Raw genomic sequence first — 24,319 nt, forward strand, 5'->3', positions numbered from 1 at the left:
TCCCTCATTAACGTTGTAGTAATTTGCCCGATGGATGATTGGAGCCGTGCACCTGGTTGTGGCAGTTGAGGCAGCTTCGGCCGCCGTTAAAGGCATTAGGGCTGTTGGCAAACACAGGGTTGGCGGCGTGGCCGTCACTGGCATGGCATTGCTGGCAGAGCTGAGGGGGCTTGGCGATCAACATGGCCTCATTGACCGTGCCGTGGGGATTATGACAGTTGGCGCAGTTGTCGGTGACAGGTGCATGCTCCCACAGCTTAGGTCCACGCTTCTCGGCGTGGCAGGCATAGCAGTTGTCGTTGATGCTCATCTGCTTCAGGCTGGCTTCGCCCAAACCGCCGTGGGGATTGTGACAGTCGCTACAGACCATCTGCTGCCACTTGAGCGGGTGGCTGCTGCGTTTATGCAGGTCGGCCTTTTGTTGGGTATGACATGTGGTGCAGACGGCGACCTCCTGGCTCTTGTCGCCGATGGGATCGTGACCCGTGTGTACCTGGTGACAGTCGCTACAGGCGACATCGGCATTGTCGTGATGATTGCCACTCCAGGCCATGCGCTGGTCGTCGTTATGGCAACTCATGCAGACGCTGTTTTGTTTCTCGGCGGGGACTGGGGAGTTGGCGCCGAAGGTGATCATCGGCTCCTTGCCGCCGCGGTTATGTTTGCCCATGGGGCCATGGCAGGCTTCGCACTGGAGATCGGCCATGGGGGAGCCTTTCACCTGGGGATTGCCATGAACTCCGTCAAATAGCGCCATGACGGTTTGGCTCTTGCGATGGCACATGAGACAGCTGTCTGCGCCTTTGGGGGAGTATTGACCTGCGGCGAATTTGCTGTCGAGTATCTTCTCCACCTCGTTCGCGGGCATCTTATCCCAGGGAGTGGCCTGAGCAAGCAAACTAAAGAGGGGAGATAGCGCGATTAGGGCCGTTAGCCTGATGGCTGTCAGCCAGTTAGATTCCTTTTTCATCATCATCCATCCAAGCACTGTGTGGCGTTTAGTTGTTATCTTTATGAATTACTAATTTACCAAAGCTAAATAATAGGCGGGATTTGTGACGAATGTGTAAATTTTGTGTCGATAAGGGTGGGTAAAAATGAAGTATTTGAGCGAATTAGCACTTTATGTGATCTAGGTCACGTTGCACCCGTAAGTTGAGACGTAGAATTGCCCGCCAATGAAAATGGTTCTCATTTGATAATCTCGTTTACTGATTGAGATATCTGTCACATAATATAAAATACAATTGAAAATTATTATCGTTTCCAAACAGAAATATTGATCTAGATAAAGTTATTGGAAACCTTGCTCCGCTAGAATCTGGTGTAGTTCAGATTTATCGAGACCTGAAAAGGTAGAGTTGCAATATGAAATTAAGTGAATTAAAGCCTGGCGATAGTGCTGTGATCTCAGAGGTTGGGCAGATTAGCCTGCCTGCTGTAGTGAAACGCAAGCTTTTATCTATGGGGATCACCCCCAACACCTCTCTGACCCTATTACGACGCGCCCCATTTGGCTCGGGATTAGAGTTGGCCATTCGTGGCAGCAAGTTATGTATGCGTAAGGACCTGGCTGAAGTAATTGAGGTGGAGCTGGCTCATGGCTAAACAATTTCATTGTGTGACCGTTGGTAACCCGAACGCGGGTAAATCGACACTCTTTAATGCCCTAACAGGCGCCAACCAACAGGTGGGTAACTGGTCCGGTGTGACGGTAGAGAAGAAGACAGGGGCCTTTACCCTGAATGATACTCAAGTGCTACTTACGGATCTGCCCGGTATCTATGATCTCTTGCCTGCCGGTAGCAGCTGCGACTGCTCTCTCGACGAGCAGATTGCCCAGCAATATCTGGCCGAGGCGCAGATGGATGGCATCATCAACCTGGTGGATGCCACCAACATCGAGCGTCACCTGTATCTGACGGTTCAGCTGCGCGAGCTTGGCATCCCCATGGTGGTTGTGATCAACAAGATCGACGCGGCCAAGGCTCATGGGATCGAGGTCGATGTCGACAAGATGAGTCAGCAGCTTGGCTGCCCTGTGATCGCCGTCTGCTCTCGCGACATGAATGATATCAAGCAGGTACAGGCCCAGGTGGTTGACCTGTTAGATGGTAAGGTCTCCGAGGCACCATTGGTGTTGGATTACGATGGTGAGATTGAGGCGGGCATCAAGGCGCTGTTTGAGCGAGACAGTCAGCTCAGCCGTGGCCGCGCTCTGGCGATGATGGGTAATGGTCTTGGCTGTGGCCAATGTAAGAATGGTCAGATGCTGTCAGAGGTGTCCCAATGCTCAGAGCGCCTGGCGGCACAAGGCAAGGATATCGAGATCATGGTGGCCACCACGCGTTTCGATTTTGTGCAGCAGGTGTTTAATCAATCGGTGAAGGCCGGCGATCAGCTCACCCTGAGCGAGCGCTTGGATAAGCTGGTGTTACACCCCATTGCAGGCGTTCCTGTGTTCCTGTTCGTGATGTACCTGATGTTCATGTTCAGTATCAATGTCGGTAGCGCCTTTATCGATTTCTTCGACATCACGGCCGGTGCCCTGTTTGTCGATCACCTCGGCGCCTTGATGACCAATATCGGCGCCCCTGACTGGATGGTGACCGTCGTTGCGGGCGGTATAGGTCAGGGTATCCAAACCGTAGCCACCTTTATTCCTGTGATTGCGGCACTCTTCCTGGCGCTCTCTGTGCTGGAAGGCTCAGGCTATATGGCGCGTGCGGCCTTCGTGGTCGATGGTCTGATGCGCCGCATCGGTCTGCCGGGTAAGGCATTTGTGCCTATGATCGTCGGGTTTGGCTGTTCTGTGCCGGCTATTATGGCAACCCGTACCTTAGGCAGCGAGCGTGAACGTATCGTGACAGGTATGATGGCTCCCTTCATGTCTTGTGGTGCACGCCTGCCGGTATACGCCCTGTTTGCCGCAGCCTTCTTCCCCGAGTCGGGTCAGAACCTGGTGTTTCTGCTCTATATCATCGGCGTTTTAGCCGCAATTGGAACGGGCTTATTGCTACGTTCAACTCTGCTTCCTGGCAGTAGCAGCGCCGTGGTGATGGAGCTGCCTAACTACGAGAAGCCAAAGCTAAAGGCGGTGATGGCCAGAACAGGTAAGCGTACCAAGAGCTTTATTCTGGGGGCGGGTAAGACAATCGTTATCGTGGTGACCCTGCTTAACTTTATCAACGCCATAGGTGTAGATGGCAGCTTTGGCCACGAAGATAGCTCAGAGTCTGTGCTGAGTGTGGCGAGCCAGAAAGTGACACCGCTCTTCTCACCAATGGGGATAGAGCAGGACAACTGGCCGGCAACTGTGGGTATCATTACCGGTATCTTCGCTAAAGAAGCCGTGGTAGGTACATTGAACAGCCTCTACTCAACCGCGAGTGGCGAAGAGGAAGCCTTGGCGCCTCTCTCAGAGAGCTTTAGCGAAGCCTTGGCTACCATCCCTGAGAACCTGTTTGGCATCGCGCCAGAAGATCCGCTATCTATCTCTGTCGGCGACATTCAGACGATTGATACTGCCTCGAGCGAGCTGGACGTAGATACCTCGACCTTTAGTGCGCTACAGAGCGGTTTCAGCGGCGTGACGGCGGCCTTTGCCTACCTGCTATTTATTCTGCTCTATACCCCTTGTGTGGCTGCTATGGGCGCCCTGGTGGGTGAGTTTGGTCCTCGCTGGGCAACCTTTGCGGCAACCTGGACTCTGGGTCTGGCCTATGGCACAGCAACCATCTTCTATCAGGCGATGACCTTTGCGGCGCATCCGTTGCAGTCTGGCCTCTGGATCGCCTTCTTCCTGATTGCGCTGGTGATCTTCTACCTCTGGCTCAAGCGTAAGGGGCAGCGGGCTCAGACCATCATCCCGGTGATCAATGTGGTAACAGAGTAGAATTAAGCTTGATGTAAAACAGCTTGTTAAACTGAGAAAAGCAGCGATATGTCGCTGCTTTTCTGTTTTTGCGTTAAATCATGGCAGTTTTTGCGATTTGGCCGTTGTAACGAAGCGAAATCTGTAGGAATATGCAGGTTTTCTCCCATTAGTCTCGAGCGGCACCTGTGCGCCCGATGAAATAGAGTTCGCAAAGAGGATTTCCATGAGTCATGTGGACACCGAAGTACGTCCAAGTAACTTCATTCGTAACATCATAGATGAAGATTTAGAAAGCGGTAAGCACACCCGTGTGCACACTCGTTTTCCGCCTGAGCCAAACGGCTATCTTCATATAGGTCACGCAAAATCGATCTGTTTGAATTTCGGTTTGGCGCAGGACTACAAGGGTCTATGTAACTTACGTTTTGATGATACCAACCCTGAGAAAGAGGATATCGATTACGTTAACTCTATTCAGGCCGATGTACATTGGTTAGGTTTCCAGTGGGATGGTGAGATCCGTTACTCGTCTAACTATTTCGATCAGTTGCACAAGTACGCGGTCGAATTGATCCAGAAGGGGTTAGCTTACGTCTGTTTCCTCAACGGTGAGCAGACCCGGGAATACCGCGGCACCCTGAAGGAGCCGGGTAAGAACAGTCCCTACCGTGATACCTCTGTCGAAGAGAACCTAGCGCTATTCGAGAAGATGCGTAAGGGTGAGTTTAAAGAGGGTGAGTGCGCCCTGCGTGCCAAGATCGATATGGCGTCGCCCTTCATGTGTATGCGTGACCCAGTGATCTATCGTATCCGTTTTGCCCATCACCATCAGACAGGCGATAAGTGGTGCATCTACCCTATGTATGATTTCACCCACTGTATCTCAGATGCGATTGAAGATATCACCCACTCGCTCTGTACACTGGAGTTCCAGGACAATCGCCGTCTGTATGACTGGGTGTTGGATAACCTGGACGATTTCCAGGTGCCAAACCGTACCCATCAATATGAGTTCTCACGCCTGAATCTGGAATACACCCTGATGTCGAAGCGTAAGCTCAACGATCTCGTGGTGCGTGGCCTGGTATCAGGATGGGACGATCCACGTATGCCGACCATCGCCGGTCTGCGTCGTCGTGGCTACACGCCGGCTTCTATTCGCGAGTTCTGTCGTCGTATCGGCGTGACCAAGCAAGACAACATGGTCGAAGTGGGTATGCTGGATGCCTGTATCCGTGAAGAGCTCAACGAGCACGCACCTCGTGCCATGGCGGTAATTAATCCGGTCAAGGTGATCATCGAGAATTACCCTGAAGGACAGGTAGAGAAGCTGTCGGCGCCGGCACATCCAACCATAGAGTCTATGGGGCAGCGTGAGCTGGTCTTCGGCCGCGAACTCTATATCGATGCCGACGATTTCCGTGAAGAGGCCAACAAGAAGTACAAGCGTCTTGTTCAGGGCAAGGAAGTGCGTCTGCGTAATGCTTACGTGATCAAGGCCGAGCGCTGTGACAAGGATGAGGCTGGCAATGTCACCACCATCTATTGTACCTATGATGATCAGACCCTGGGTAAGAACCCAGCCGATGGCCGTAAGGTGAAAGGGGTGATCCACTGGGTTGAGGCCTCTAGCGCCGTGCCCGCCGAATTCCGCCTGTATGACAGACTCTTTAATCAGCCTAACCCGGCGGCAGCTGACACGGTCGATGAGGTGCTAAACCCTGAGTCATTGGTGGTTAAGCATGGTTTGGTCGAGCCAGGTCTGGTTAAGGCTGAAGCCGAGAAGGCGTACCAGTTCGAGCGTGAAGGTTACTTCTGCGCCGATAACAAAGATTCATCGCCTGAGCATCTGGTCTTTAACCTGACCGTTGCCCTGCGAGATTCTTCTAACTAAGTTAATCTTAGGGATTAAAAAAGGCTTTAGGTGAATCCTAAAGCCTTTTTTATATCTGGCGTTAACCAATGCCGTTTATTGGTACATGGGGCCTAAGCCGAAGCTCCACAGGATGACGCTAGATGCCATCAGGGCAACTAAGAGTACCAGACCTGCGGTGACGACCGAGCTGGCATAGATGAAACCTTTCTCCTCAGGGATATTCATTATGATGGGCACCCCTGTGTAGAGCAGGTAAACAGAGTAGGTCAGTCCCACCAATCCCACTATCATCATGAACCAGAGCGCAGGGTATAGCGCCGCTAGGCCGACCATAAATAGTGGTGTCGCCGTATAGGCCGCCAGTTCTATCGCCTGTGTGTAGCTAGGCTGAGCATCGAAGGTCTTGGCCATCCAGTAGGCCAGATAGGCCAGGGCGAAGACGCCGGCGATAAGGCCGAAGTACATGCTGATAGACATCATCAAGGCACTTTGCTTGGTGAGGAAGAGGGGATCGGATACCCCTAGATTCCAGCCGAACATGGTTGAAGCCAGATAGGTACAGATGGCTGGGATAAGGGCGATTAGCAGAACATGACTAAGACTGCTTCTCAGCGCTTCGTGGTTTTTCTCAATTGTGTGCCACTCTTCTTTCGGATGAGTGTATAACCCCATTAAGTGATTCAATATCATTATAATTATCCTTGTTCAGCTTTCATTTTGTGCTCGCCAAACTTCAGACGAACCCGCATTGCCTGTTGGTCTGCTACCCAATAGACCTCAGGCTCCCAAACAGTCCTGTGAGGACTGACATAGTTTATTTATTGAACATAAACTTAGACTAGTCAAGCTAACTTTCATCTGTTAGGCAGATGAACCTGCCCAAGGCCGGCTTTTATGGGTAAAATAGCCACCGTCTGTCCGTTTAACCCCTGAGTGTGTGATGCAAGCCCTATTAGCCCCGATAAAGCAGTTTTTACAATGTGAAACCCCAGACGAGTGGATAGCGCTCGCCAGCCAGAGCGAGCAGCTTGCTGCGCTAGTTATTGATCACTGCAACTGTGAGCTCAAGGCTGCGCAGACGGCGATGTTTTTAATTCGCAAGTATGCGGTGGATAATCCTAGTGGCGATCGACTACTCGAGTGGGCCAAGCCCTATGAGGAGTTCGTCTACAACAAGTCACGGGATATAGATGCGTTTCTTGCGCGGGATGTGAAAAAGAATGAACTGGTGGGCGAGTTAACCGCGAAGGATGGGGTCGATTATGGCCAAGATCTTATCGCCAAGATGGTGCGACTGATAAAAGAGGAGTTTCACCATTTCGAGCAGGTGCTGGAGATCATGCAGGCACGGGGCATTCCCTATCAGAATCTCACCGCCGGCCGCTATGCCAAGGGGATGATGCGGGCGGTACGCACCCATGAACCGGCGACCCTGGTGGACAAGCTGATCGTTGGTGCCTTTATCGAGGCGCGCTCCTGTGAGCGTTTCGCCAAGCTGGCGCCTTATCTCGATGAAGACCTGAGTAAGTTCTACGTGTCGCTGCTGCGATCGGAGGCGCGCCACTATCAAGATTACTTGGTGCTGGCCCAGGCGATATCCCCTGAGAGTATTGATGAGCGCGTGGCCCATTTTGCCAAGCTGGAAGCCGATCTTATCAGCACACCAGACAGTGAGTTTAAGTTTCACTCGGGAAGGCCTAGCTAAGGCGCGCTTAAGCTAAGAGCTATTGGCAAGTAAGTGGACGCCTTAGGCGTCTGTGTCGCCGAAGGGCAGGCTCTGCAGGCTCACCTGCTCAGGGCTAATTTTTAGCACGCTGCCTTGCTCATACCAGTCACCTACCACGATCCGTTGGCCGTTATTGGCTAACTGATGGATGTCGGGCCTGTGGGTATGACCATGGATCATGCGTTTAGCCCCGGTCTCTGCCATCAGCCGCTCTACCGCGCTCTGCTCTACATCCATGATGCTATAGCTCTTGAGCTGATTGCTCTGTTTACTCTTGCTACGTAGCTTGTCGGCGATGGCGATGCGTTTGGATTTAGGCAGGTGATTGTAGATAAACTTGGCCCAGGGCATATTTCTAAAGCGGCGGAATCTCTGATAGGCCTTATCTAAGGTGCACAGGCTGTCGCCATGGAGCAATACGCTCGGCTCACCATAAAGGTCTATACAATGTACCTCGGGTAGCAGCGTCATCCCGGAACGCTTGGCATACTCTTTACCCAGCAGGAAGTCGCGATTGCCATGGATGAAGTAGATGGGGGTATGGCTCGAGAACTGTTTTAAGCGCTCGGCAAGTGCCAGTGCAAATGGCTCGGTGATATCATCACCCACCCAGACTTCAAATAGATCCCCCAGGATATAGAGGGCATCGCAATGGGTCGTGTCTTGATTAAGAAATTGATGGAAGGCATTGAGGATATCGGGGCGATCGGCACTCAGGTGCAGATCGCCCACAAACAGGGTGTAGTTCAACAAGTGTCGGCCCTGTGATTACGCTTCGACGGTCACGCTTTCGATGACGACGGCTTCTAGCGGTACGTCTTGGTGCATGCCGCGGTTACCTGTGGCAACGGCCTTGATCTGGTTAACTACGTCCATGCCTTCGGTTACCTTACCAAATACGCAGTAACCCCACCCCTGTACCGACTCAGACTTGAAGTCGAGGAAGGTGTTGTCGTTGATGTTGATGAAGAATTGCGCGGTGGCCGAGTGTGGATCTGAGGTACGGGCCATGGCGATGGTGCCTACAAGGTTAGATAGACCATTGTTGGCTTCGTTTTCGATCGCTTCGTTACAACGCTTTTGCGACATGTCTTCGGTGAATCCGCCGCCCTGGATCATGAAACCATCGATTACGCGGTGAAAGATGGTGCCGTCATAAAAGCCGTCTTTCGCATACTTGATGAAGTTAGCGACGGTTGCAGGGGCTTTTTCGGCATCAAGTTCGAGTTTAATAACACCGTGGTTGGTTTGCATTGTGATCATATGACTGTATCTCATCATGGTTACTTATTCAGATAGCGCCAGATTCTAGCCTATTAACCCCGGCGCATAAAGGGATGGCGTGACTTTTATCCCTGCGGACTGACTTTGCCCAGGGATAAATCCTCCTATTTCTACCTCTCGGGGACACAGAATGTGCGAGGGCACAAAAAACGCTTTAGATTCACGCAATCACGCTGGAAGCGGCCGTTTGCAGGTGGTAGACTGAGCGGCCTATTTGTTGTCAATTATCTGTAGAGAATATCAATGTTGAAGCTATACAACAGTCTTACCCGCCAAAAAGAGGAATTTAAGCCAATACAGCCAGGTAAAGTCGGCATGTATGTCTGCGGGGTCACCATTTATGATTTGTGTCATATTGGTCACGGACGTACGTTTGTTGCTTTCGACATGATCGTCAGATACCTGAGGTATATCGGCTATGATGTGAATTTTCACCGTAACATCACAGATGTCGACGATAAGATCATCAAGCGCGCCGCCGAGAACGGTGAGAGCTGCGATACCCTCACCGAGCGTCTGACACAAGAGATGTATCACGACTTCGATGCGCTGCATATGAAGCGTCCCGATTTCGAGCCCCGTGCGACTCAGCATATGCCGGAGATCATCGAGATGGTCGAGCGCCTGCTGGAACGCGACCACGCCTATATCGCCGCCAACGGCGATGTGCTCTTCAGCGTGGGGTCTTTCCCGGAATATGGTCGTCTGTCTGGTCAGAACCTGGATCAACTGCAGGCAGGTGCCCGCGTAGAAGTAGACGAAAACAAGCGCGATCCTATGGATTTCGTGCTGTGGAAGATGTCTAAGCCGGGCGAGCCGACTTGGGACTCACCATGGGGCCCAGGCCGCCCAGGCTGGCACATAGAGTGTTCGGCGATGAATAGTAAGCATCTGGGTGAACATTTTGACATTCATGGTGGCGGCTCGGATCTACAGTTCCCGCATCATGAGAACGAGATAGCCCAGTCTTGCTGCGCCCACGATACCCCGTATGTAAATTACTGGATGCATACCGGCATGGTGATGGTGGACAAGGAGAAGATGTCCAAGTCGCTGAACAATTTCTTCACCATTCGTGATGTGCTCGAGCATTATGATGCCTCGACCGTGCGTTACTTCCTGCTGTCGGGCCACTACCGCAGCCAGTTGAACTACTCGGAAGAGAACCTTAAGCAGGCCAAGGCGGCGCTCGAGCGCCTCTATACCGCGCTGAAAGGATTGGATCTGAGCGTCAAAGCAGCGCCGGCGAGCGAGTATGTCGCTAAGTTTAAGGAGGCGATGGACGACGACTTCAATACGCCTGAGGCCTACTCAGTGCTGTTTGACATGGCCCGTGAGATAAACCGTCTCAAGGCTGACGACCTAGAGGCCGCTTCTGCCTTGGGTGTGAGCATGAAGCAACTGGGTGACGTGCTAGGGATCTTAGAGCTGGATGTGGATGCATTCTTTAAGGGCGAGGGCAGTGACGATGAGGTGGCGCAAATAGAAGCCTTAATCGCCGAGCGTAACCGTGCCCGCGCCGAGAAGGATTGGGCCGCGGCCGATGTGGCCCGAGATGGCCTGAATGCCCTTGGGGTGATCCTGGAAGATGGTCCGAGCGGCACGACCTGGCGTAAGAAGTAAGCTGTTGCACTAAAAGTAACAAGCGTAAAAAAGCCTGCATAATGCAGGCTTTTTTGTATCCATAGTTTAGGCAATCAACCTAGGCCGCTAATATGAGTCTCCATTAGCAGCGAGACCTTAGCCATAAAAGCTTAGCCATAAATGCTTAGTCGTGGTAGTTCTCTGCGGCGTACAGAGTATTTTCCAGTAGACTGGCAATGGTCATAGGACCGACACCGCCCGGTACTGGCGTGATATGACTGGCATGCTCGGCGGCCACATCGTATTGCACATCGCCCACGAGTTGGCCGCTCTCTAAACGATTGATCCCCACGTCGATAACTATTGCGCCCGGCTTAATCCACTCGCCTGGAATAAAGTTAGCCTTGCCTACGGCGACGATCAACAAGTCGGCGCGGCGCACCTTATCTTCTAAGTCACGGGTGAAGCGGTGACAGGTAGTGGTGGTGCAGCCAGCTAATAACAGCTCCAGCGTCATCGGGCGGCCGACTATGTTAGAGGCGCCAACGACCACTGCATCCAGGCCGTAGGTATCTACGCCGGTGGACTTGATAAGCGTCATGATCCCCATTGGTGTGCAGGAGCGCAGCACTGGAATACGCTGAGCCAGACGACCCACATTATAAGGGTGGAAGCCGTCGACATCTTTGTCCGGGCGAATACGCTCGATAACCTTCGACTCTTCGATATGATCCGGCAGCGGCAGCTGGACCAAGATACCGTCGATGCTCGGGTCCTGGTTGCACTTGTCGATCAGGGCCAGCAGATCGGCTTCCGAGGTTTCGGTTGGCAGGTCAAAAGATTGTGAGAGGAAGCCAACTTCTTCACAGGCGCGGCGCTTGCTGCCGACATAGACCTGAGAAGCGGGATCGGCTCCCACTAAGATAACGGCTAATCCCGGTACACGTTTTCCTGCCTCTTTGCGGGCGGTTACTTTGGCACTCAGTTGCTTTCGAATGGATTGAGCAATCGCTTTGCCATCGATTATTTGTGCTGTCATGGGGGGTGGATTTCCTTAATATGGCGCGATAATAAAAAATCGGCGACATTTTAACAGGGGGGGCGGAAACTGTCATTGACTTAGCTCGATAACAGTCAGTTCTAATATATGGATAATCTATGGGGTTATTAATGTGCTAAATCGATTGATGCTGTTCATTAAGCATGGAATAAAAGCAGCTAAACCGGGAGTGAAACCCCGTTATTGGTTAATTAAGTTTCGGATAGCTGTTAAATTAGTCAGGCACGCCAGCATTGCAAAAAAATCGTTGACGCTAATCATATGAGGGGATAATATGCGCTCCGTTCTCGGCGACGCCCACCGCTTCGTCAAGAGTCAAATTATCGGTGATTAGCGCAGCCCGGTAGCGCATCTGGTTTGGGACCAGAGGGTCAGAGGTTCGAATCCTCTATCACCGACCAAATTTTTAAATAACGTGGAGACGTTATTTGCCCTGTTAGGATATGAACCAAGTTCATAGCGACGCGCCCGTAGCTCAGTTGGATAGAGCATCCGCCTTCTAAGCGGATGGCCGCAGGTTCGAATCCTGCCGGGCGTACCAAATCAGTGGTGATTGTAGCTCAGTTGGTAGAGCCCCGGATTGTGATTCCGGTTGTCGTGGGTTCAAGTCCCATCAGTCACCCCACTTCTTTCGAAGAAAATAAAAAAAGCGACCTCTGGTCGCTTTTTTTACGTCCGTAATTAGAGCTTTGAGGCTCGACTATGCCGAAAACCGTAGCTATAATGTCGCGTCTTGATAAATTTCAACTATGTGCGACGACTGCCAAACCCAGTTACCTAGGCATTTTAGTCGTTTTTTTAGATCAAGAAACGAATACCTTAATAGTTGATGATTCGGCTATTACAAAAGACGTTTGACATATTTCGAGGTAAAACAATGCAAGTTTCTGTAGAAACAACACAAGGTTTAGAGCGCCGCCTAACTATCTCTGTTCCTGCTGAGCAGATTGAAAAAGCCGTTTCTGATAGTTTGAAAAATGAAGCTAAGCGTGCACGTATTCCTGGTTTCCGTCCAGGCAAGGTACCTGTAAGCGTGATCAACAAGCGTTATGGTAAAGCGATCCGTCAAGAGATCACTGGTGAAGTGATGCAACGTAACTTCGTTGAAGCCATCATCGCAGAAAAATTGAACCCAGCGGGTGCACCAACTTTCGTTCCTGGTGAGACCGACGCTGAAAACTTCCAGTTTGTTGCTACCTTCGAAATCTACCCAGAAGTAGAACTAAAAGGCCTAGATGCGATTGAAGTTGAGCAACCAACTGCCGAAGTAACAGATGCAGACGTTGATGCAATGATCGAAACTCTGCGTAAGCAACACGCTACTTTCGAAGCCGTTGAGCGTGAAGCTGCCGAAGGCGACAAGGCGAAGATCGACTTCGTTGGTTCTATCGATGGTGAAGAGTTCGAAGGCGGCAAGGCCGAAGATTTCGAACTGCAACTAGGTAGCGGCCGTATGATCCCAGGTTTCGAATCTGGCGTTGAAGGTCACAAAGCAGGTGAAACATTCGATATCGAAGTGACTTTCCCAGAAGACTACCACGCAGAAAACCTGAAGGGTAAAGTGGCTAAGTTCGCTATCACTCTGAAAGAAGTACAAGCGGCTAACCTACCAGAAGTAAATGACGAGTTTGCTAAGCTGTTCGGTGTTGCCGACGGCGGCCTGGAAGCGTTGAAGGTTGAGATCCGTAAGAACATGAGCCGTGAGCTTGAGCAAGCCCTTAAGGCTAATGTGAAAGATCAGGTGCTAAATGGTCTGCTTGAGCAAAACGAGATCGAACTGCCTAAGGCGCTAATCGACGGTGAAGTTAACGTTCTACGTCAGCAAGCTATGCAGCGTTTCGGTGACCAAGCCGCTAACATGCCTGAGCTACCAGCCGACCTGTTCACCGAGCAAGCCGAGCGCCGCGTAAAAGTGGGTCTGCTACTTGGCGAAGTGATCAAGACTAACGAGCTGAAAGCTGACGACGAGCGTGTTCAAGCGCTGATCGCTTCTATGGCTTCTGCTTACGAAGATCCGAAGGAAGTTATTGAATACTACAATAACAACCAAGAGATGATGCAGAACATGCGCAATGTTGCGCTAGAAGAGCAAGCTGTTGAAGAATTGCTGAAAACAGCCAAGGTTACCGAGAAAGCCGTTCAATTCGAAGAATTTATGAACAAGGCTACCGGTCGCGCGTAACCTATGCTTGACTTAAATGGCTGTTAGCCATTTATAATGGCTCGTATGAGGCTCCTCATGCGGGCCGTTTTTATTTAGGGAAGTTAATAATGCAAAATGCGCCAGAATCAGTACTGAATGCACTTGTGCCTATGGTCGTTGAACAAACTGCCAAAGGGGAACGTTCATATGATATTTATTCTCGTCTGCTTAAAGAGAGGGTGATCTTTCTCGTCGGTCAGGTCGAGGAGCATATGGCAAACCTGATTGTCGCTCAGCTACTGTTCCTCGAGTCAGAGAGCCCAGATAAAGATATCTACCTTTATATCAACTCTCCCGGTGGCTCAGTTACGGCGGGGATGGCGATTTATGATACCATGCAGTTTATTAAGCCTAACGTAAGCACAGTCTGTATCGGTCAGGCCGCCAGTATGGGCGCCTTCCTGCTTGCCGGTGGTGCCAAGGGTAAGCGTCACTGTCTGCCAAACTCACGTGTGATGATCCATCAGCCATTGGGTGGCTTCCAGGGCCAGGCCTCTGATATCGCGATTCACGCACAAGAGATTTTGGGTATTAAGAACAAGCTAAACCAGATGCTTGCCGACCATACCGGTCAGCCTCTGGAAGTGATCGAGCGCGATACGGATCGCGATAATTTCATGAGTGCAACTGAGGCGGAAGCCTACGGATTGGTTGACTCTGTGCTCGATAAACGAGGCTGATATTTGTCGCTTGCTGAGCTATGATCAGTAAAAGGCGTAAGAAAAGAATTGTGCAGTGAGTGAAACTGCAAAAGAGGTAAACTAATGGGCGACAACAAAAGTAACGGTGATAGCGGGAAACTGCTGTACTGCTCTTTTTGTGGAAAGAGTCAGCATGAGGTTCGAAAGCTCATTGCCGGCCCTTCTGTGTATGTATGTGACGAGTGTGTAGAGCTTTGCAATGATATTATCCGTGAAGAGATCCGTGAGATATCGCCAAAGCAAGATCAAGATAGATTACCTACGCCACATGAGCTCAGAGCGCATCTTGACGACTATGTCATAGGTCAGGAGAAGGCTAAGAAAGTCTTATCTGTTGCTGTATATAATCACTATAAGCGTTTAAAGAATGCCGGTCCTAAAGACGGTGTCGAACTGGGTAAGAGTAACATCTTGCTTATCGGCCCTACGGGTAGTGGTAAGACGCTGCTTGCCGAGACCTTAGCTCGGTTCTTGAATGTGCCTTTTACCATGGCTGATGCCACCACGCTGACCGAAGCCGGTTATGTGGGTGAGGATGTCGAAAACATCATTCAGAAGCTGCTGCAAAAATGCGACTACGATGTCGAGAAGGCGCAACGTGGCATCGTCTATATCGATGAGATCGATAAGATCAGCCGTAAGTCGGATAACCCTTCAATTACCCGCGACGTGTCCGGTGAAGGCGTGCAGCAGGCCCTGCTTAAGCTGATCGAAGGCACAGTGGCGGCCGTACCTCCTCAGGGTGGACGTAAACACCCGCAGCAGGAGTTCTTGCAGGTCGATACCTCTAAGATCCTCTTCGTCTGTGGCGGTGCCTTTGCGGGTCTCGAGAAGGTGATCGAGCAGCGTTCTCACGTCGGTACCGGCATAGGCTTCGGCGCCGAGGTGAAAGGCGAGGCCGATAAGGCGACCATCTCTGATGTCTTGTTGCAGGTAGAGCCGGAAGATCTGGTGAAATATGGTCTGATCCCTGAGTTCATCGGTCGTCTGCCTGTTCTGGCTACCCTGGCTGAGCTGGATGAAGCCGCCCTGATTCAGATCCTGTCTGAGCCTAAGAACGCGCTGACTAAGCAGTTTGCCGCGCTGTTTGAGATGGAAGGGGTTGCGCTGGAGTTCAGAGAAGACGCGCTTAAGGCGATTGCCCTGAAGGCAATGGAGCGTAAAACGGGTGCTCGTGGCCTGCGTTCAATCGTCGAAGGCATACTGCTGGATATCATGTACGACCTGCCATCGACAGAAAACGTAGCCAAGGTGGTTATTGATGAGTCTGTGGTGAAGGGCGAGTCTGCTCCTATCCTCATCTACGAAGCCAGTGAGACGCAAGCGGCTGTGGCTGAACAATAATTCGGCTAACACTAAGCGAAACAAACATAAAGGAGTCCAGTGGGCTCCTTTTTTTATTTTTGCCATTGAAACCCACTGAAACACCCCAATATACTCATTAATATTGTTACCAAACGGAATCGAGCTATGACCTTAGAGCGTGAAGCGCGAATCGAACTCCCGGTACTGCCATTGAGAGACGTGGTGGTTTACCCCCATATGGTTATTCCCCTGTTTGTCGGTCGGGAAAAATCTATTCGCTGCCTGGAAGCGGCGATGGAGCAAGATAAGCAGATTATATTAGTGGCCCAGCGCGATGCTGAATTAGATGAGCCGACCAGCGATGATATCTTCGAGGTCGGTACCGTCGCCTCTATCTTGCAACTGCTCAAACTGCCTGACGGCACTGTGAAGGTGCTGGTCGAAGGTGGCCAACGTGCCCGAATTGACAAGTACACTCAAGAGACCGAATTTTTTGTAGCGACTGCCCAATACCTCGAATCGGAAGAACTTGCCGATAAGGAAGAGGAGGTGTTGGTACGTTCGGCTATCGGCCAGTTCGAAGGTTATATCAAGCTAAACAAGAAGATCCCGCCTGAGGTGTTGACCTCACTGTCGGGTATCGATGAGGCTGCACGCCTTGCCGATACCATGGCGGCCCATATGCCGTTGAAGCTGGAAGATAAGCAGGCGGTCCTCGAGATGGTGAACGTTTCCGAGCGTCTGGAATACCTGATGGCCATGATGGAGTCGGAAATCGATCTGCTTCAGGTGGAGAAGCGTATCCGCTCTCGCGTCAAGAAGCAGATGGAGAAGAGCCAGCGCGAGTATTATCTGAACGAGCAGATGAAGGCGATTCAGAAGGAGCTTGGGGATATCGACGAGTCTCACGATGAGTTCGAGACACTGACCCGCAAGATTGAAGAAGCCGGCATGCCGAGCGAGGCCAAAGAGAAGGCCACCGCCGAGCTCAACAAGCTGAAGATGATGTCGCCAATGTCGGCAGAGGCCACGGTAGTGCGCAGCTATGTCGACTGGATGATCTCTGTGCCCTGGAAACAGCGCTCTAAGATTAAGCGCGATCTGGCTAAGGCGCAGGATGTGCTCGACACCGACCATTATGGTCTGGAGAAGGTCAAAGAGCGTATCCTCGAGTATCTGGCGGTGCAGAGCCGCGTGAAGCAGCTCAAGGGACCTATCCTATGTCTGGTAGGCCCACCGGGTGTGGGTAAGACCTCTCTGGGACAATCTATCGCCAAGGCAACAGGCCGTAAATATGTGCGTGTGGCGCTCGGCGGCGTGCGAGACGAGGCGGAGATCCGCGGTCATCGCCGTACCTATATCGGTTCAATGCCGGGCAAGGTGATCCAGAAGATGTCCAAGGTAGGCGTGAAGAACCCACTCTTCCTGCTCGATGAGATAGATAAGATGAGCAGTGACATGCGTGGTGACCCGGCGTCGGCACTACTTGAGGTGTTAGACCCTGAGCAAAATGCGACCTTTAGCGACCACTACCTGGAAGTGGATTATGATCTTAGCGATGTGATGTTCGTTGCGACCTCTAACTCGATGAACATCCCTGGGCCGCTGCTGGACCGTATGGAGGTTATTCGCCTGTCGGGTTACACCGAAGATGAGAAGCTTAACATCGCTAAGCAGCACCTGCTGCCTAAGCAGATTGAGCGGAACGGCCTTAAGGCCAGTGAAGTCAACGTCGATGATAGTGCCATCATAGGCATTATTCGCTACTACACCCGTGAAGCAGGTGTGCGTGCGCTGGAGCGTGAGCTGTCTAAGATCTGTCGTAAGGTGGTCAAGCAGATCCTGCTCGACAAGTCGGTGAAGCATGTAGATGTCAACCAAGATAACCTCAAGTCTTTCCTGGGTGTACAGCGCTTCGACTATGGTAAGGCCGAGTCGAACAACCAGATTGGTCAGGTCACAGGCCTTGCCTGGACCGAAGTGGGGGGCGATCTGCTTACCATCGAAGCCACCTCAGTACCGGGTAAGGGCAAGCTAACCTATACGGGGTCACTGGGTGACGTGATGCAGGAGTCGATTCAGGCAGCCATGACAGTGGTGCGTGCCCGCGCCGAGCAGCTGGGTATTAACCCAGATTTCTACGAGAAACGTGACATACACGTGCATGTCCCAGAAGGGGCGACGCCGAAGGATGGTCCTTCTGCCGGTGCAGCCATGTGTACCGCACTGGTTTCTAGCCTGACCGGTAACCCAGTACGTGCCGATGTGGCCATGACGGGGGAAATCACCTTGCGTGGTGAGGTCTTGCCTATCGGCGGCCTGAAAGAGAAGCTGCTGGCGGCCCATCGCGGTGGCACTAAGCTGGTGCTTATTCCTAAAGAGAACGAGCGTGACCTTGAGGAGATCCCGGCCAACGTAGTGGCAGATCTGGAGATAAAGCCGGTACGCTGGGTCGATGAAGTCCTTAAGCTGGCGTTAGAACAACCAATCGAAGGCTTTGAAGTTGTTAAAAATTTGGTCTAACGCAAGAAAATGCCTATTTGCATTAAAAAAAATGCAAAAAGGGGCTTTTTAAAATCTAAACCTGTGGTAGCCTAGGTCTGTGGATAGCATTTTAGCTGCAGCCCTTGGCGCTGCTGGTTTTTAGGCTTATTCCAATTTTATTTCTTAGGTTTTCCTATTTGGCTTGAACTTTAGTTTCAAGCTTGTTATAAAAAGCCTCCGCAGACCGCTCTAGAGAAGGATTTGGTTGCGGCGCAAAAATTAAATTCAAGGGGATGACATGAACAAATCTGAACTAATCGAGAAAATCGCTTCTGGCGCTGATATTTCTAAAGCAGCAGCTGGTCGTGCTCTAGATTCTTTTATTTCTGCTGTGACTGACGGCCTAAAAGATGGCGATAAAATTTCTCTAGTTGGTTTTGGTACTTTTGAAGTGCGTCAACGTGCAGAGCGTACTGGTCGCAACCCACAGACTGGTAAAGAGATCAAGATTGCTGCAGCAAACATTCCAGCATTCAAGGCCGGTAAAGCACTTAAAGACGCTGTAAACTAAGAAACGCTTAGTTAAGGTGGCCTTTGTAAACCTTACTAGTTTGATAAGCACTGTTTAGACAGTGCTTTTTACGAGTAGGGGTTTTGATAATGTAAACTCTCATTATCAAGCCGTTGGCCTAACATTACGCACTGTGTAAACTAGGTCTACAAATTACAAAAATGGCGCATCCTCCAATAGGTGATGCGCCTTTTTATTTTTATTGCAATGAGCGAGAAGTCTGATGTTAGAAAAGATTCGCGAAGGTTCACAGGGCGTGATTGCTAAAGGCATTCTCGTCGTTGTTATTTTGTCCTTTGCATTTACTGGCGTGAGTAGCTATTTAGGTTCATCTTCTGAACCGAGCGCGGCTACGGTTAATGGTGAAGAGATCAGTAAATCTGCACTGGAGCAAGCCTATCAAAGCGAGCGAGCTCGATTAGAGCAGCAACTGGGTGATATGTACAATACATTGGCTAGCAACGAGAGTTACCTGGCTAGTGTGAAGCAGAATGTATTAGAGCGTTTGATTGCCGATAAGTTGGTGGATCAAGCCGCTGCCGACCTGGGACTCAGAGTGTCTGATCAACAGATCAAGACGGCTATCATGAATGAGCCCGCCTTCCAAACCGACGGTCAGTTTGATAACGACCGTTACCTTGCCCTTATCCGTCAGCTGGGTTATCAAGCCAACAGTTTCCGTGACATGATGCGTGGTGACATGACCCGTCGTCAATTGGTGGTTACCCTTGTCGGTTCAGAATTTGTGTTGCCGGGTGAAGCCGAATACCTGGCTCAGATCCAGGGACAGACGCGTGATATTCGTTACCAAATTGTCGACGCCGAGCCGTTATTGGCGGGGGTAAGCGTGAGCGACGAAGAGGCTAACACCTATTATCAACAGAATCAGTCGCTGTTCGTGCGTCCTGAGACTATCGCACTGGATTATATTGAGCTGAGTGCCGACCAGTTGGCTTCGGCTATCCAGGTTAGTGATGAAGAAGCTAAGACATATTACGACGAGAATAAGGCGCAGTACCTGCAGGCTGAAAAGCGTCTAGCCGCGCATATCCTAGTGAGCCTGGGTGATGATGAAGATGCCGCTAAGGCTAAGGCCGAAGCGATCCTGGCTAAGCTTCAGGCGGGTGAAGACTTCGAAGCACTGGCTAAGAGTGATTCAGATGACAGCTTTAGCGGTGAGCAAGGTGGTAAGCTGGATTGGTTTGAGCAAGGTGTGATGGAAGCCCCTTTCGATGAGGCGCTATTTGCCTTGGAAAAAGGTCAGTATTCAGGCATCGTCAAGACAAGTTTCGGTTATCACATCGTTAAGCTACTCGATCTACAGGCCGCATCGACCTCACCTTTCGAGGCGGTAAAAGACAAGATCGTTGCACAGATCCAGCAAGACAAGGCTATCAACGAGTTTTACACCCTGCAGCAGCGTTTGTCTGACGTGAGCTATGAGGTGCCAGACACCCTAGCCGAAGCCGCTAAAGAAGTTGGCGTGGCGGTTAAGACCAGCCCGGTATTTACTCGCGACAATGCCCCTGAGCCGCTTGACTCGGCAGATGTGATTAAGGCGGCTTTCTCTAACACTGTATTGCTTGATGGTATGAACAGTGATGTGATCGAACTGGGCGATAACCATGTGATCGTGGTGCGTGTGAATAAACACTCGGCTGCGGGCACCATGGAGTTTGCCGAGGTGAAGGCGACGATTATTGAACGCCTCAAGCAAGACAAGGCCAACGAGTTGGCTCGCGATAAGGCTCAAGAGGTCATGGCTGCCATTAAGGGGGGGGAAATCCCTACCGATATGATAGCGCGTACCGAGCTTAGCCGTGGCGAGCAAGGTATCGATACTTCAATCGTCAGCAAGGCATTCGAGATGGCGCAGCCTGGTAGCGACTTGGTGGTAGATACCGCCGCTCTGGCAAATGGTTATGCCGTGGTGATCCTCGATAAGGTGAATCAGCCTGAGAGTGTCGATGAGAGCCTGGTAACTGCTCTTAAGCAGCGATTGAACTCACAGTATAGTGAGAACGATTACCGCGCGCTTATCGCTGCATTGAAGGCTCAGGCGGAAGTGGTTTATACACCTGCCGAGTAGCTCATCTTAAAAACAGAATGAGTCGTCAAAAGCCAGTCCTTGTGACTGGCTTTTTTGTGCCTCTATATTCCTGAGCGGGTCTGAGCGAGTAACACTTTGACGAGAGGCCGTTCATCTGTGTAGGGTTGAACTTCTGCCTTGGTTAGCACTTAGGTGTTAACTTTAATGGTGGGGCGCTGCATCGATGTTTCCGCATCAGCAGACCTACCTCAGTAGTGTCGATCGAGGTGTATCGAGTTAGGTGTATTGAGGGACTACAACAATACTTGCTGCTTCCATCTGCATGTAAGAGCGCTTTAAGTGCTTCTTATCGGCTCACAGAGAAGCAATTAGCAAGGCTTTGAGGTCATATGGGGGATCTTTGAATAGAGGCGTTCTCGGCGCACTGAGACGGTCATGGGCTCCATTAGCCAGAAACAAAAAAGCCACGGCGATAGCCGTGGCTTTTTATCGATGAGCGAGCGGTTTAGAACTGCTCGACGTCGAAGTTTACCTCTGGGTTCACATCGGCGTCATAGTCAACAGACTCAATACCGAAGCCGAACAGCTTGAGGAACTCTTCCTTGTACTCACGGTAATCTGTGAGTTCGCTGAGGTTCTCTGTTGTGATGGTCGGCCATAGGTCGCGGCAGTGCTGTTGAATGTCGTCGCGTAGCTCCCAGTCGTCCAGACGCAGGCGGTTAGCCTCGTCGACAGCCGGCGCTGCGCCATCGGCGCGGTAGAGGCGCTCGTGGAACATACGGTTGATCTGTTCCTGACAGCCTTCGTGTAGCCCCTCTTCGCGCATCTTCTTAAATACCATGGCGATGTAGAGTGGCATCACCGGAATGGCCGAGCTTGCCTGAGTGACCACACTCTTGAGCACGGCGACGTTGGCGCTGCCGCCAGTGGCCGATAGCTTGTCGTTGAGAGCGTGCGCTGCGCGGTCCAGATCCATCTTGGCCTTACCCAGGGCACCGTGCCAGTAGATAGGCCAGGTCAGTTCGGTACCTATGTAGCTGTAGGCAACTGTCTTACAGTCTGGGCTCAGTACGCCAGCCTCGGCCAGGGCGTTGACCCACAGTTCCCAATCCTGACCGCCCATGACGGTAATAGTATCTTGAATTTCTTGCTCGGTGGCAGGCTCTACACTGGTTTCGATGATCAGATCTTTGTTGGTATCAACCGCTGTTGATTTGTATGGCTCGCCAATCGGCTTAAGTGAAGAGCGCACCAGCTCACCACTGTCAGGCAGTTTCCTTACCGGAGAGGCCAGTGAGTAGACCACCATGTCGACCTGACCCAGATCTTGCTTGATCAGCTCGATCGCCTTCTGCTTGGCCTCATGGCTGAAGGCGTCGCAGTTCAGGCTCTTAGAGTAGAGGCCGTCTTGCTTTGCAAACTTGTCGAAGGCCGCTGAGTTATACCAGCCAGCCGTACCAGGCTTAGTCTCGGTACCTGGTTTTTCAAAAAAGACGCCGAGGGTTGCCGCGCCGCTGCCGTAGGCTGCCGCGATGCGTGAAGATAGACCATAGCCACTTGAAGAGCCGATCACTAATACTTTCTTAGGGCCGTTGGCGACAGGGCCTTTTGCCTTAGTGATGTTGATTTGCTCTAGTACATTTGCTTCACAGCCAACCGGATGAGTGGTGGTACAAATAAAGCCACGTGTTTTGGGTTTGATTATCATGTTTCTGCTTCTCTTGAAAAAGTGCCATAAGGATAATTAAACCAAGCTGAAATGGCACACTTTTTTTAATAATAAGACGTTAATGTTCCAGTGGTTGGAGCAGTTTAACGCTTGTAGGAAAACATGGTCTGCTCCTGGATCAGGCGCTGTGTGTATTCATGTTCAGGGGCGTTAAACAGCTTCTCTGTGGTGGCCTTTTCCACCATCTTGCCCTGATGCAGCACCATGATCTTATCGCTGAAATGGCGAATAATGTTCATGTTGTGGGACACGAAGATATAGGAGAGCCCCATCTCTTGCTGTAGCTTCAGCAGGAGATTAAGAATTTGCGAGCGAACTGAGAGGTCCAGGGCCGTTAATGCCTCGTCGGCGATGATGATTTTGGGATTTAACATCAAGGCCCTGGCCACCGCAACCCGCTGTTTCATTCCCTCTGAGATCATGTGAGGATAGAAGTCGGCATGTTCCGGCAGCAGGCCAACCTTTCTTAGGGTATCGACGACCTGAGCAAAGCGTGCCTGTTTGTCGAGATCCGTATTAAACCTTAAGGGTTCATCCAGCAGCTCGCCCACTGTCAGTCTGGGGTTGAGTGAGGTGTTGGGATCCTGAAAGATCATGCGAATAAGCCTACAACGCTGTTTTAGGTTGCGGCTCTCAAGCGCTTCGCCCTCAAATAAGATTTCGCCGTCGGTGCGCTGCTCGGCGCCTACCAAGATGCGCGCCAGGGTACTCTTGCCTGAGCCTGTCTCGCCTACGATAGCCAGGGTCTCGCCGCTATTGAGCTCGAAGGAGATAGGCTCCAGAGCACGGTTATATTGGCGTTTAAATCCCTTATAGCCGGCGAAAAAGGTTTTACTGAGTCGATTAACTTTTAGTAAGGGGCTCTTCATGGCATGGCTCGTTGTGATAAGGGAAATGACAGGCGAAATAGCGATCTTTCTGGTGACAGAGACTCGGCTGGTTGACGCAGAGCTTCTGTGCCTGAGGACAACGCGGACCGAGTCGGCAACCTATGGGAAGATGCTGTAGCGCCGGGGCCGAGCCCGGTAGCGTCTGCATCATGGTCTTGTGATGTTCAGGATTGGAGTAATCGGGAATGTTGTCCAACAGCGCCTTGGTATAAGGGTGATAGGGATTGGCGATAACTTCGCTGGTGACCCCTGACTCCATCACCTGACCGCTGTACATTACAGTTAAGCGATCGCACCACTGAGAAAGTGTCTCTAACTCATGACTAATCAAGAGGATAGATACATTTTGTAGCTGGTTGAGCTTACTCAACAGGCGGAAGATCTGCGCCTGGGTGCGAACTTCCATCGAGTTGGTGGGCTCATCGGCAATCAGCAGCCTGGGCTGATTGGCCACGGCGATGGCGATCATCACCTTCTGGCATTCGCCGTCAGAGAGTTCCCAGGCATAGCTGGACATGATCTTCTGGGTCTCTTTAATGCCTACCTTATGCAGCCACTGCTGAGCCTTCTTGCGTTTGTCGCTACCTCGCTTCCACCAGGGGAGTTCCTTGTTTTCCGGCATCGCCTCGATAATCTGGGTGCCGACGGCAATCGCCGGATCTAAGCTGCTGATGGGGTCTTGAAAGATCATCGCCATCTCGCTGCCCATAAGCACACGGCGCTCGCTGGGCGACATGTCCATCAGGTTTTGTCCATCCCACATCATGCGATCCGCCTGGATAGTCCAGTTGTGGCCCGGGATCCCCAGGATGGCCTTGGCCAGCAGGGTACGGCCTGAGCCCGACTCGCCCACTAGGCCGTGAACCTCGCCCGGGTTGAGGGTGAGGCTTACGCGCTCCAGGGCCTTGACGCGGCCGTGGGGGGTGTCGAGTTCTATGGTGAGGTTTCTAATGTCCAGTAAAGGCATAGCTGCGTCCCG

The 24,319-nt window shown here is 51.5% G+C and carries 19 protein-coding genes and 3 tRNA genes; 14 read left to right on the forward strand and 8 right to left on the reverse strand.

What is annotated here, in order from left to right; all coding sequences use genetic code 11:
- Positions 1–7 precede the first annotated feature (7 nt).
- A complete protein-coding gene (locus GNT65_RS06840) occupies positions 8–976 on the reverse strand; it encodes a DmsE family decaheme c-type cytochrome (protein WP_420853503.1) in 969 nt (322 codons plus the stop codon).
- Positions 977–1,368: 392 nt separating this feature from the next.
- Here GNT65_RS06840 and GNT65_RS06845 point away from each other — a divergent pair, with 392 nt between their 5' ends.
- From GNT65_RS06845 to glnS, 3 genes are all read left to right on the forward strand, one after another.
- The gene (locus GNT65_RS06845) at positions 1,369–1,608 is read left to right on the forward strand and encodes a FeoA family protein (RefSeq protein ID WP_160794629.1); all 240 of its coding nucleotides are present in this window, start codon (positions 1,369–1,371) and stop codon (positions 1,606–1,608) included.
- The gene (feoB, locus tag GNT65_RS06850; protein WP_160794631.1) at positions 1,601–3,895 is read left to right on the forward strand and encodes a Fe(2+) transporter permease subunit FeoB; all 2,295 of its coding nucleotides are present in this window, start codon (positions 1,601–1,603) and stop codon (positions 3,893–3,895) included. Before GNT65_RS06845 ends, feoB begins: the two co-directional genes overlap by 8 nt.
- Positions 3,896–4,100: 205 nt before the next feature.
- On the forward strand, positions 4,101–5,771 hold the full coding sequence (gene glnS, locus GNT65_RS06855) for a glutamine--tRNA ligase (protein ID WP_160794632.1): 1,671 nt from the start codon (positions 4,101–4,103) through the stop codon (positions 5,769–5,771).
- A gap of 75 nt (positions 5,772–5,846) precedes the next feature.
- Here glnS and GNT65_RS06860 read toward each other — a convergent pair whose 3' ends face one another.
- Positions 5,847–6,443: a Yip1 family protein gene (locus GNT65_RS06860; RefSeq protein WP_160794633.1), complete on the reverse strand. Its 597-nt coding sequence runs from the start codon at positions 6,441–6,443 to the stop codon at positions 5,847–5,849.
- A gap of 250 nt (positions 6,444–6,693) precedes the next feature.
- Here GNT65_RS06860 and miaE point away from each other — a divergent pair, with 250 nt between their 5' ends.
- Positions 6,694–7,458, forward strand: coding sequence for a tRNA isopentenyl-2-thiomethyl-A-37 hydroxylase MiaE (gene miaE / locus GNT65_RS06865; RefSeq protein ID WP_160794634.1), 765 nt, complete (start codon positions 6,694–6,696; stop codon positions 7,456–7,458).
- A gap of 42 nt (positions 7,459–7,500) precedes the next feature.
- Here miaE and GNT65_RS06870 read toward each other — a convergent pair whose 3' ends face one another.
- A complete protein-coding gene (locus tag GNT65_RS06870) occupies positions 7,501–8,229 on the reverse strand; it encodes a UDP-2,3-diacylglucosamine diphosphatase (protein ID WP_160794720.1) in 729 nt (242 codons plus the stop codon).
- An 18-nt stretch (positions 8,230–8,247) separates the two neighbouring features.
- On the reverse strand, positions 8,248–8,742 hold the full coding sequence (locus GNT65_RS06875) for a peptidylprolyl isomerase (protein WP_160794636.1): 495 nt from the start codon (positions 8,740–8,742) through the stop codon (positions 8,248–8,250).
- Between the two features lie 264 nt (positions 8,743–9,006).
- On the opposite strand from GNT65_RS06875, the gene cysS reads away from it, so the two are divergent.
- Positions 9,007–10,386: a cysteine--tRNA ligase gene (gene cysS / locus GNT65_RS06880; protein WP_160794638.1), complete on the forward strand. Its 1,380-nt coding sequence runs from the start codon at positions 9,007–9,009 to the stop codon at positions 10,384–10,386.
- Positions 10,387–10,531: 145 nt separating this feature from the next.
- Here the strand turns inward: cysS and folD are convergent, their stop codons facing one another.
- A complete protein-coding gene (gene folD / locus GNT65_RS06885; RefSeq protein WP_160794640.1) occupies positions 10,532–11,386 on the reverse strand; it encodes a bifunctional methylenetetrahydrofolate dehydrogenase/methenyltetrahydrofolate cyclohydrolase FolD in 855 nt (284 codons plus the stop codon).
- A gap of 345 nt (positions 11,387–11,731) precedes the next feature.
- Here folD and GNT65_RS06890 point away from each other — a divergent pair.
- The 9 genes from GNT65_RS06890 to GNT65_RS06930 all read left to right on the forward strand — a co-directional run bounded on the left by GNT65_RS06890 (position 11,732) and on the right by GNT65_RS06930 (position 20,760).
- Positions 11,732–11,808: transfer RNA gene (locus GNT65_RS06890), tRNA-Pro, on the forward strand.
- A gap of 63 nt (positions 11,809–11,871) precedes the next feature.
- Positions 11,872–11,948 (forward strand) — tRNA-Arg (locus tag GNT65_RS06895).
- 8 nt (positions 11,949–11,956) lie between these two features.
- Positions 11,957–12,032 (forward strand) — tRNA-His (locus tag GNT65_RS06900).
- 252 nt (positions 12,033–12,284) lie between these two features.
- Positions 12,285–13,589 (forward strand): trigger factor, encoded by a 1,305-nt coding sequence (tig, locus tag GNT65_RS06905; protein ID WP_160794642.1) that lies wholly within the window; start codon positions 12,285–12,287, stop codon positions 13,587–13,589.
- A gap of 89 nt (positions 13,590–13,678) precedes the next feature.
- Positions 13,679–14,290: an ATP-dependent Clp endopeptidase proteolytic subunit ClpP gene (gene clpP / locus GNT65_RS06910; RefSeq protein ID WP_041509383.1), complete on the forward strand. Its 612-nt coding sequence runs from the start codon at positions 13,679–13,681 to the stop codon at positions 14,288–14,290.
- Positions 14,291–14,374: 84 nt separating this feature from the next.
- On the forward strand, positions 14,375–15,655 hold the full coding sequence (gene clpX, locus GNT65_RS06915; RefSeq protein WP_160794644.1) for an ATP-dependent protease ATP-binding subunit ClpX: 1,281 nt from the start codon (positions 14,375–14,377) through the stop codon (positions 15,653–15,655).
- A 126-nt stretch (positions 15,656–15,781) separates the two neighbouring features.
- A complete protein-coding gene (gene lon / locus GNT65_RS06920) occupies positions 15,782–18,139 on the forward strand; it encodes an endopeptidase La (RefSeq protein ID WP_160794646.1) in 2,358 nt (785 codons plus the stop codon).
- A 259-nt stretch (positions 18,140–18,398) separates the two neighbouring features.
- Positions 18,399–18,671: an HU family DNA-binding protein gene (locus GNT65_RS06925; protein ID WP_011866302.1), complete on the forward strand. Its 273-nt coding sequence runs from the start codon at positions 18,399–18,401 to the stop codon at positions 18,669–18,671.
- Between the two features lie 223 nt (positions 18,672–18,894).
- Positions 18,895–20,760 (forward strand): SurA N-terminal domain-containing protein, encoded by a 1,866-nt coding sequence (locus GNT65_RS06930; RefSeq protein WP_160794648.1) that lies wholly within the window; start codon positions 18,895–18,897, stop codon positions 20,758–20,760.
- 466 nt (positions 20,761–21,226) lie between these two features.
- Here the strand turns inward: GNT65_RS06930 and fabV are convergent, their stop codons facing one another.
- From fabV to GNT65_RS06945, 3 genes are all read right to left on the reverse strand, one after another.
- Positions 21,227–22,429, reverse strand: coding sequence for an enoyl-ACP reductase FabV (gene fabV, locus GNT65_RS06935; RefSeq protein WP_160794650.1), 1,203 nt, complete (start codon positions 22,427–22,429; stop codon positions 21,227–21,229).
- 104 nt (positions 22,430–22,533) lie between these two features.
- A complete protein-coding gene (locus GNT65_RS06940) occupies positions 22,534–23,319 on the reverse strand; it encodes a peptide ABC transporter ATP-binding protein (RefSeq protein ID WP_160794652.1) in 786 nt (261 codons plus the stop codon).
- Positions 23,294–24,307, reverse strand: a complete 1,014-nt coding sequence (locus GNT65_RS06945) for a peptide ABC transporter ATP-binding protein (RefSeq protein WP_041509387.1) — start codon at positions 24,305–24,307, stop codon at positions 23,294–23,296. Before GNT65_RS06945 ends, GNT65_RS06940 begins: the two co-directional genes overlap by 26 nt.
- Positions 24,308–24,319 lie beyond the last annotated feature (12 nt).

Source organism: Shewanella insulae, from assembly GCF_009831655.1.
In the GTDB taxonomy this organism is placed as follows: Bacteria; Pseudomonadota; Gammaproteobacteria; order Enterobacterales; family Shewanellaceae; genus Shewanella; species Shewanella insulae.

Coding starts and splice junctions, on each gene's coding strand:
- GNT65_RS06860 (WP_160794633.1), bottom strand. CDS start 6,443: ATGATATTGAATCACTTAATGGGGTTATACACTCATCCGAAAGAAGAG.
- fabV (WP_160794650.1), bottom strand. CDS start 22,429: ATGATAATCAAACCCAAAACACGTGGCTTTATTTGTACCACCACTCAT.
- cysS (WP_160794638.1), top strand. CDS start 9,007: ATGTTGAAGCTATACAACAGTCTTACCCGCCAAAAAGAGGAATTTAAG.
- clpP (WP_041509383.1), top strand. CDS start 13,679: ATGCAAAATGCGCCAGAATCAGTACTGAATGCACTTGTGCCTATGGTC.
- GNT65_RS06925 (WP_011866302.1), top strand. CDS start 18,399: ATGAACAAATCTGAACTAATCGAGAAAATCGCTTCTGGCGCTGATATT.
- folD (WP_160794640.1), bottom strand. CDS start 11,386: ATGACAGCACAAATAATCGATGGCAAAGCGATTGCTCAATCCATTCGA.
- feoB (WP_160794631.1), top strand. CDS start 1,601: ATGGCTAAACAATTTCATTGTGTGACCGTTGGTAACCCGAACGCGGGT.
- miaE (WP_160794634.1), top strand. CDS start 6,694: ATGCAAGCCCTATTAGCCCCGATAAAGCAGTTTTTACAATGTGAAACC.
- clpX (WP_160794644.1), top strand. CDS start 14,375: ATGGGCGACAACAAAAGTAACGGTGATAGCGGGAAACTGCTGTACTGC.
- lon (WP_160794646.1), top strand. CDS start 15,782: ATGACCTTAGAGCGTGAAGCGCGAATCGAACTCCCGGTACTGCCATTG.
- GNT65_RS06875 (WP_160794636.1), bottom strand. CDS start 8,742: ATGATCACAATGCAAACCAACCACGGTGTTATTAAACTCGAACTTGAT.
- GNT65_RS06845 (WP_160794629.1), top strand. CDS start 1,369: ATGAAATTAAGTGAATTAAAGCCTGGCGATAGTGCTGTGATCTCAGAG.
- GNT65_RS06945 (WP_041509387.1), bottom strand. CDS start 24,307: ATGCCTTTACTGGACATTAGAAACCTCACCATAGAACTCGACACCCCC.
- glnS (WP_160794632.1), top strand. CDS start 4,101: ATGAGTCATGTGGACACCGAAGTACGTCCAAGTAACTTCATTCGTAAC.
- GNT65_RS06840 (WP_420853503.1), bottom strand. CDS start 976: ATGATGATGAAAAAGGAATCTAACTGGCTGACAGCCATCAGGCTAACG.
- tig (WP_160794642.1), top strand. CDS start 12,285: ATGCAAGTTTCTGTAGAAACAACACAAGGTTTAGAGCGCCGCCTAACT.
- GNT65_RS06930 (WP_160794648.1), top strand. CDS start 18,895: ATGTTAGAAAAGATTCGCGAAGGTTCACAGGGCGTGATTGCTAAAGGC.
- GNT65_RS06940 (WP_160794652.1), bottom strand. CDS start 23,319: ATGAAGAGCCCCTTACTAAAAGTTAATCGACTCAGTAAAACCTTTTTC.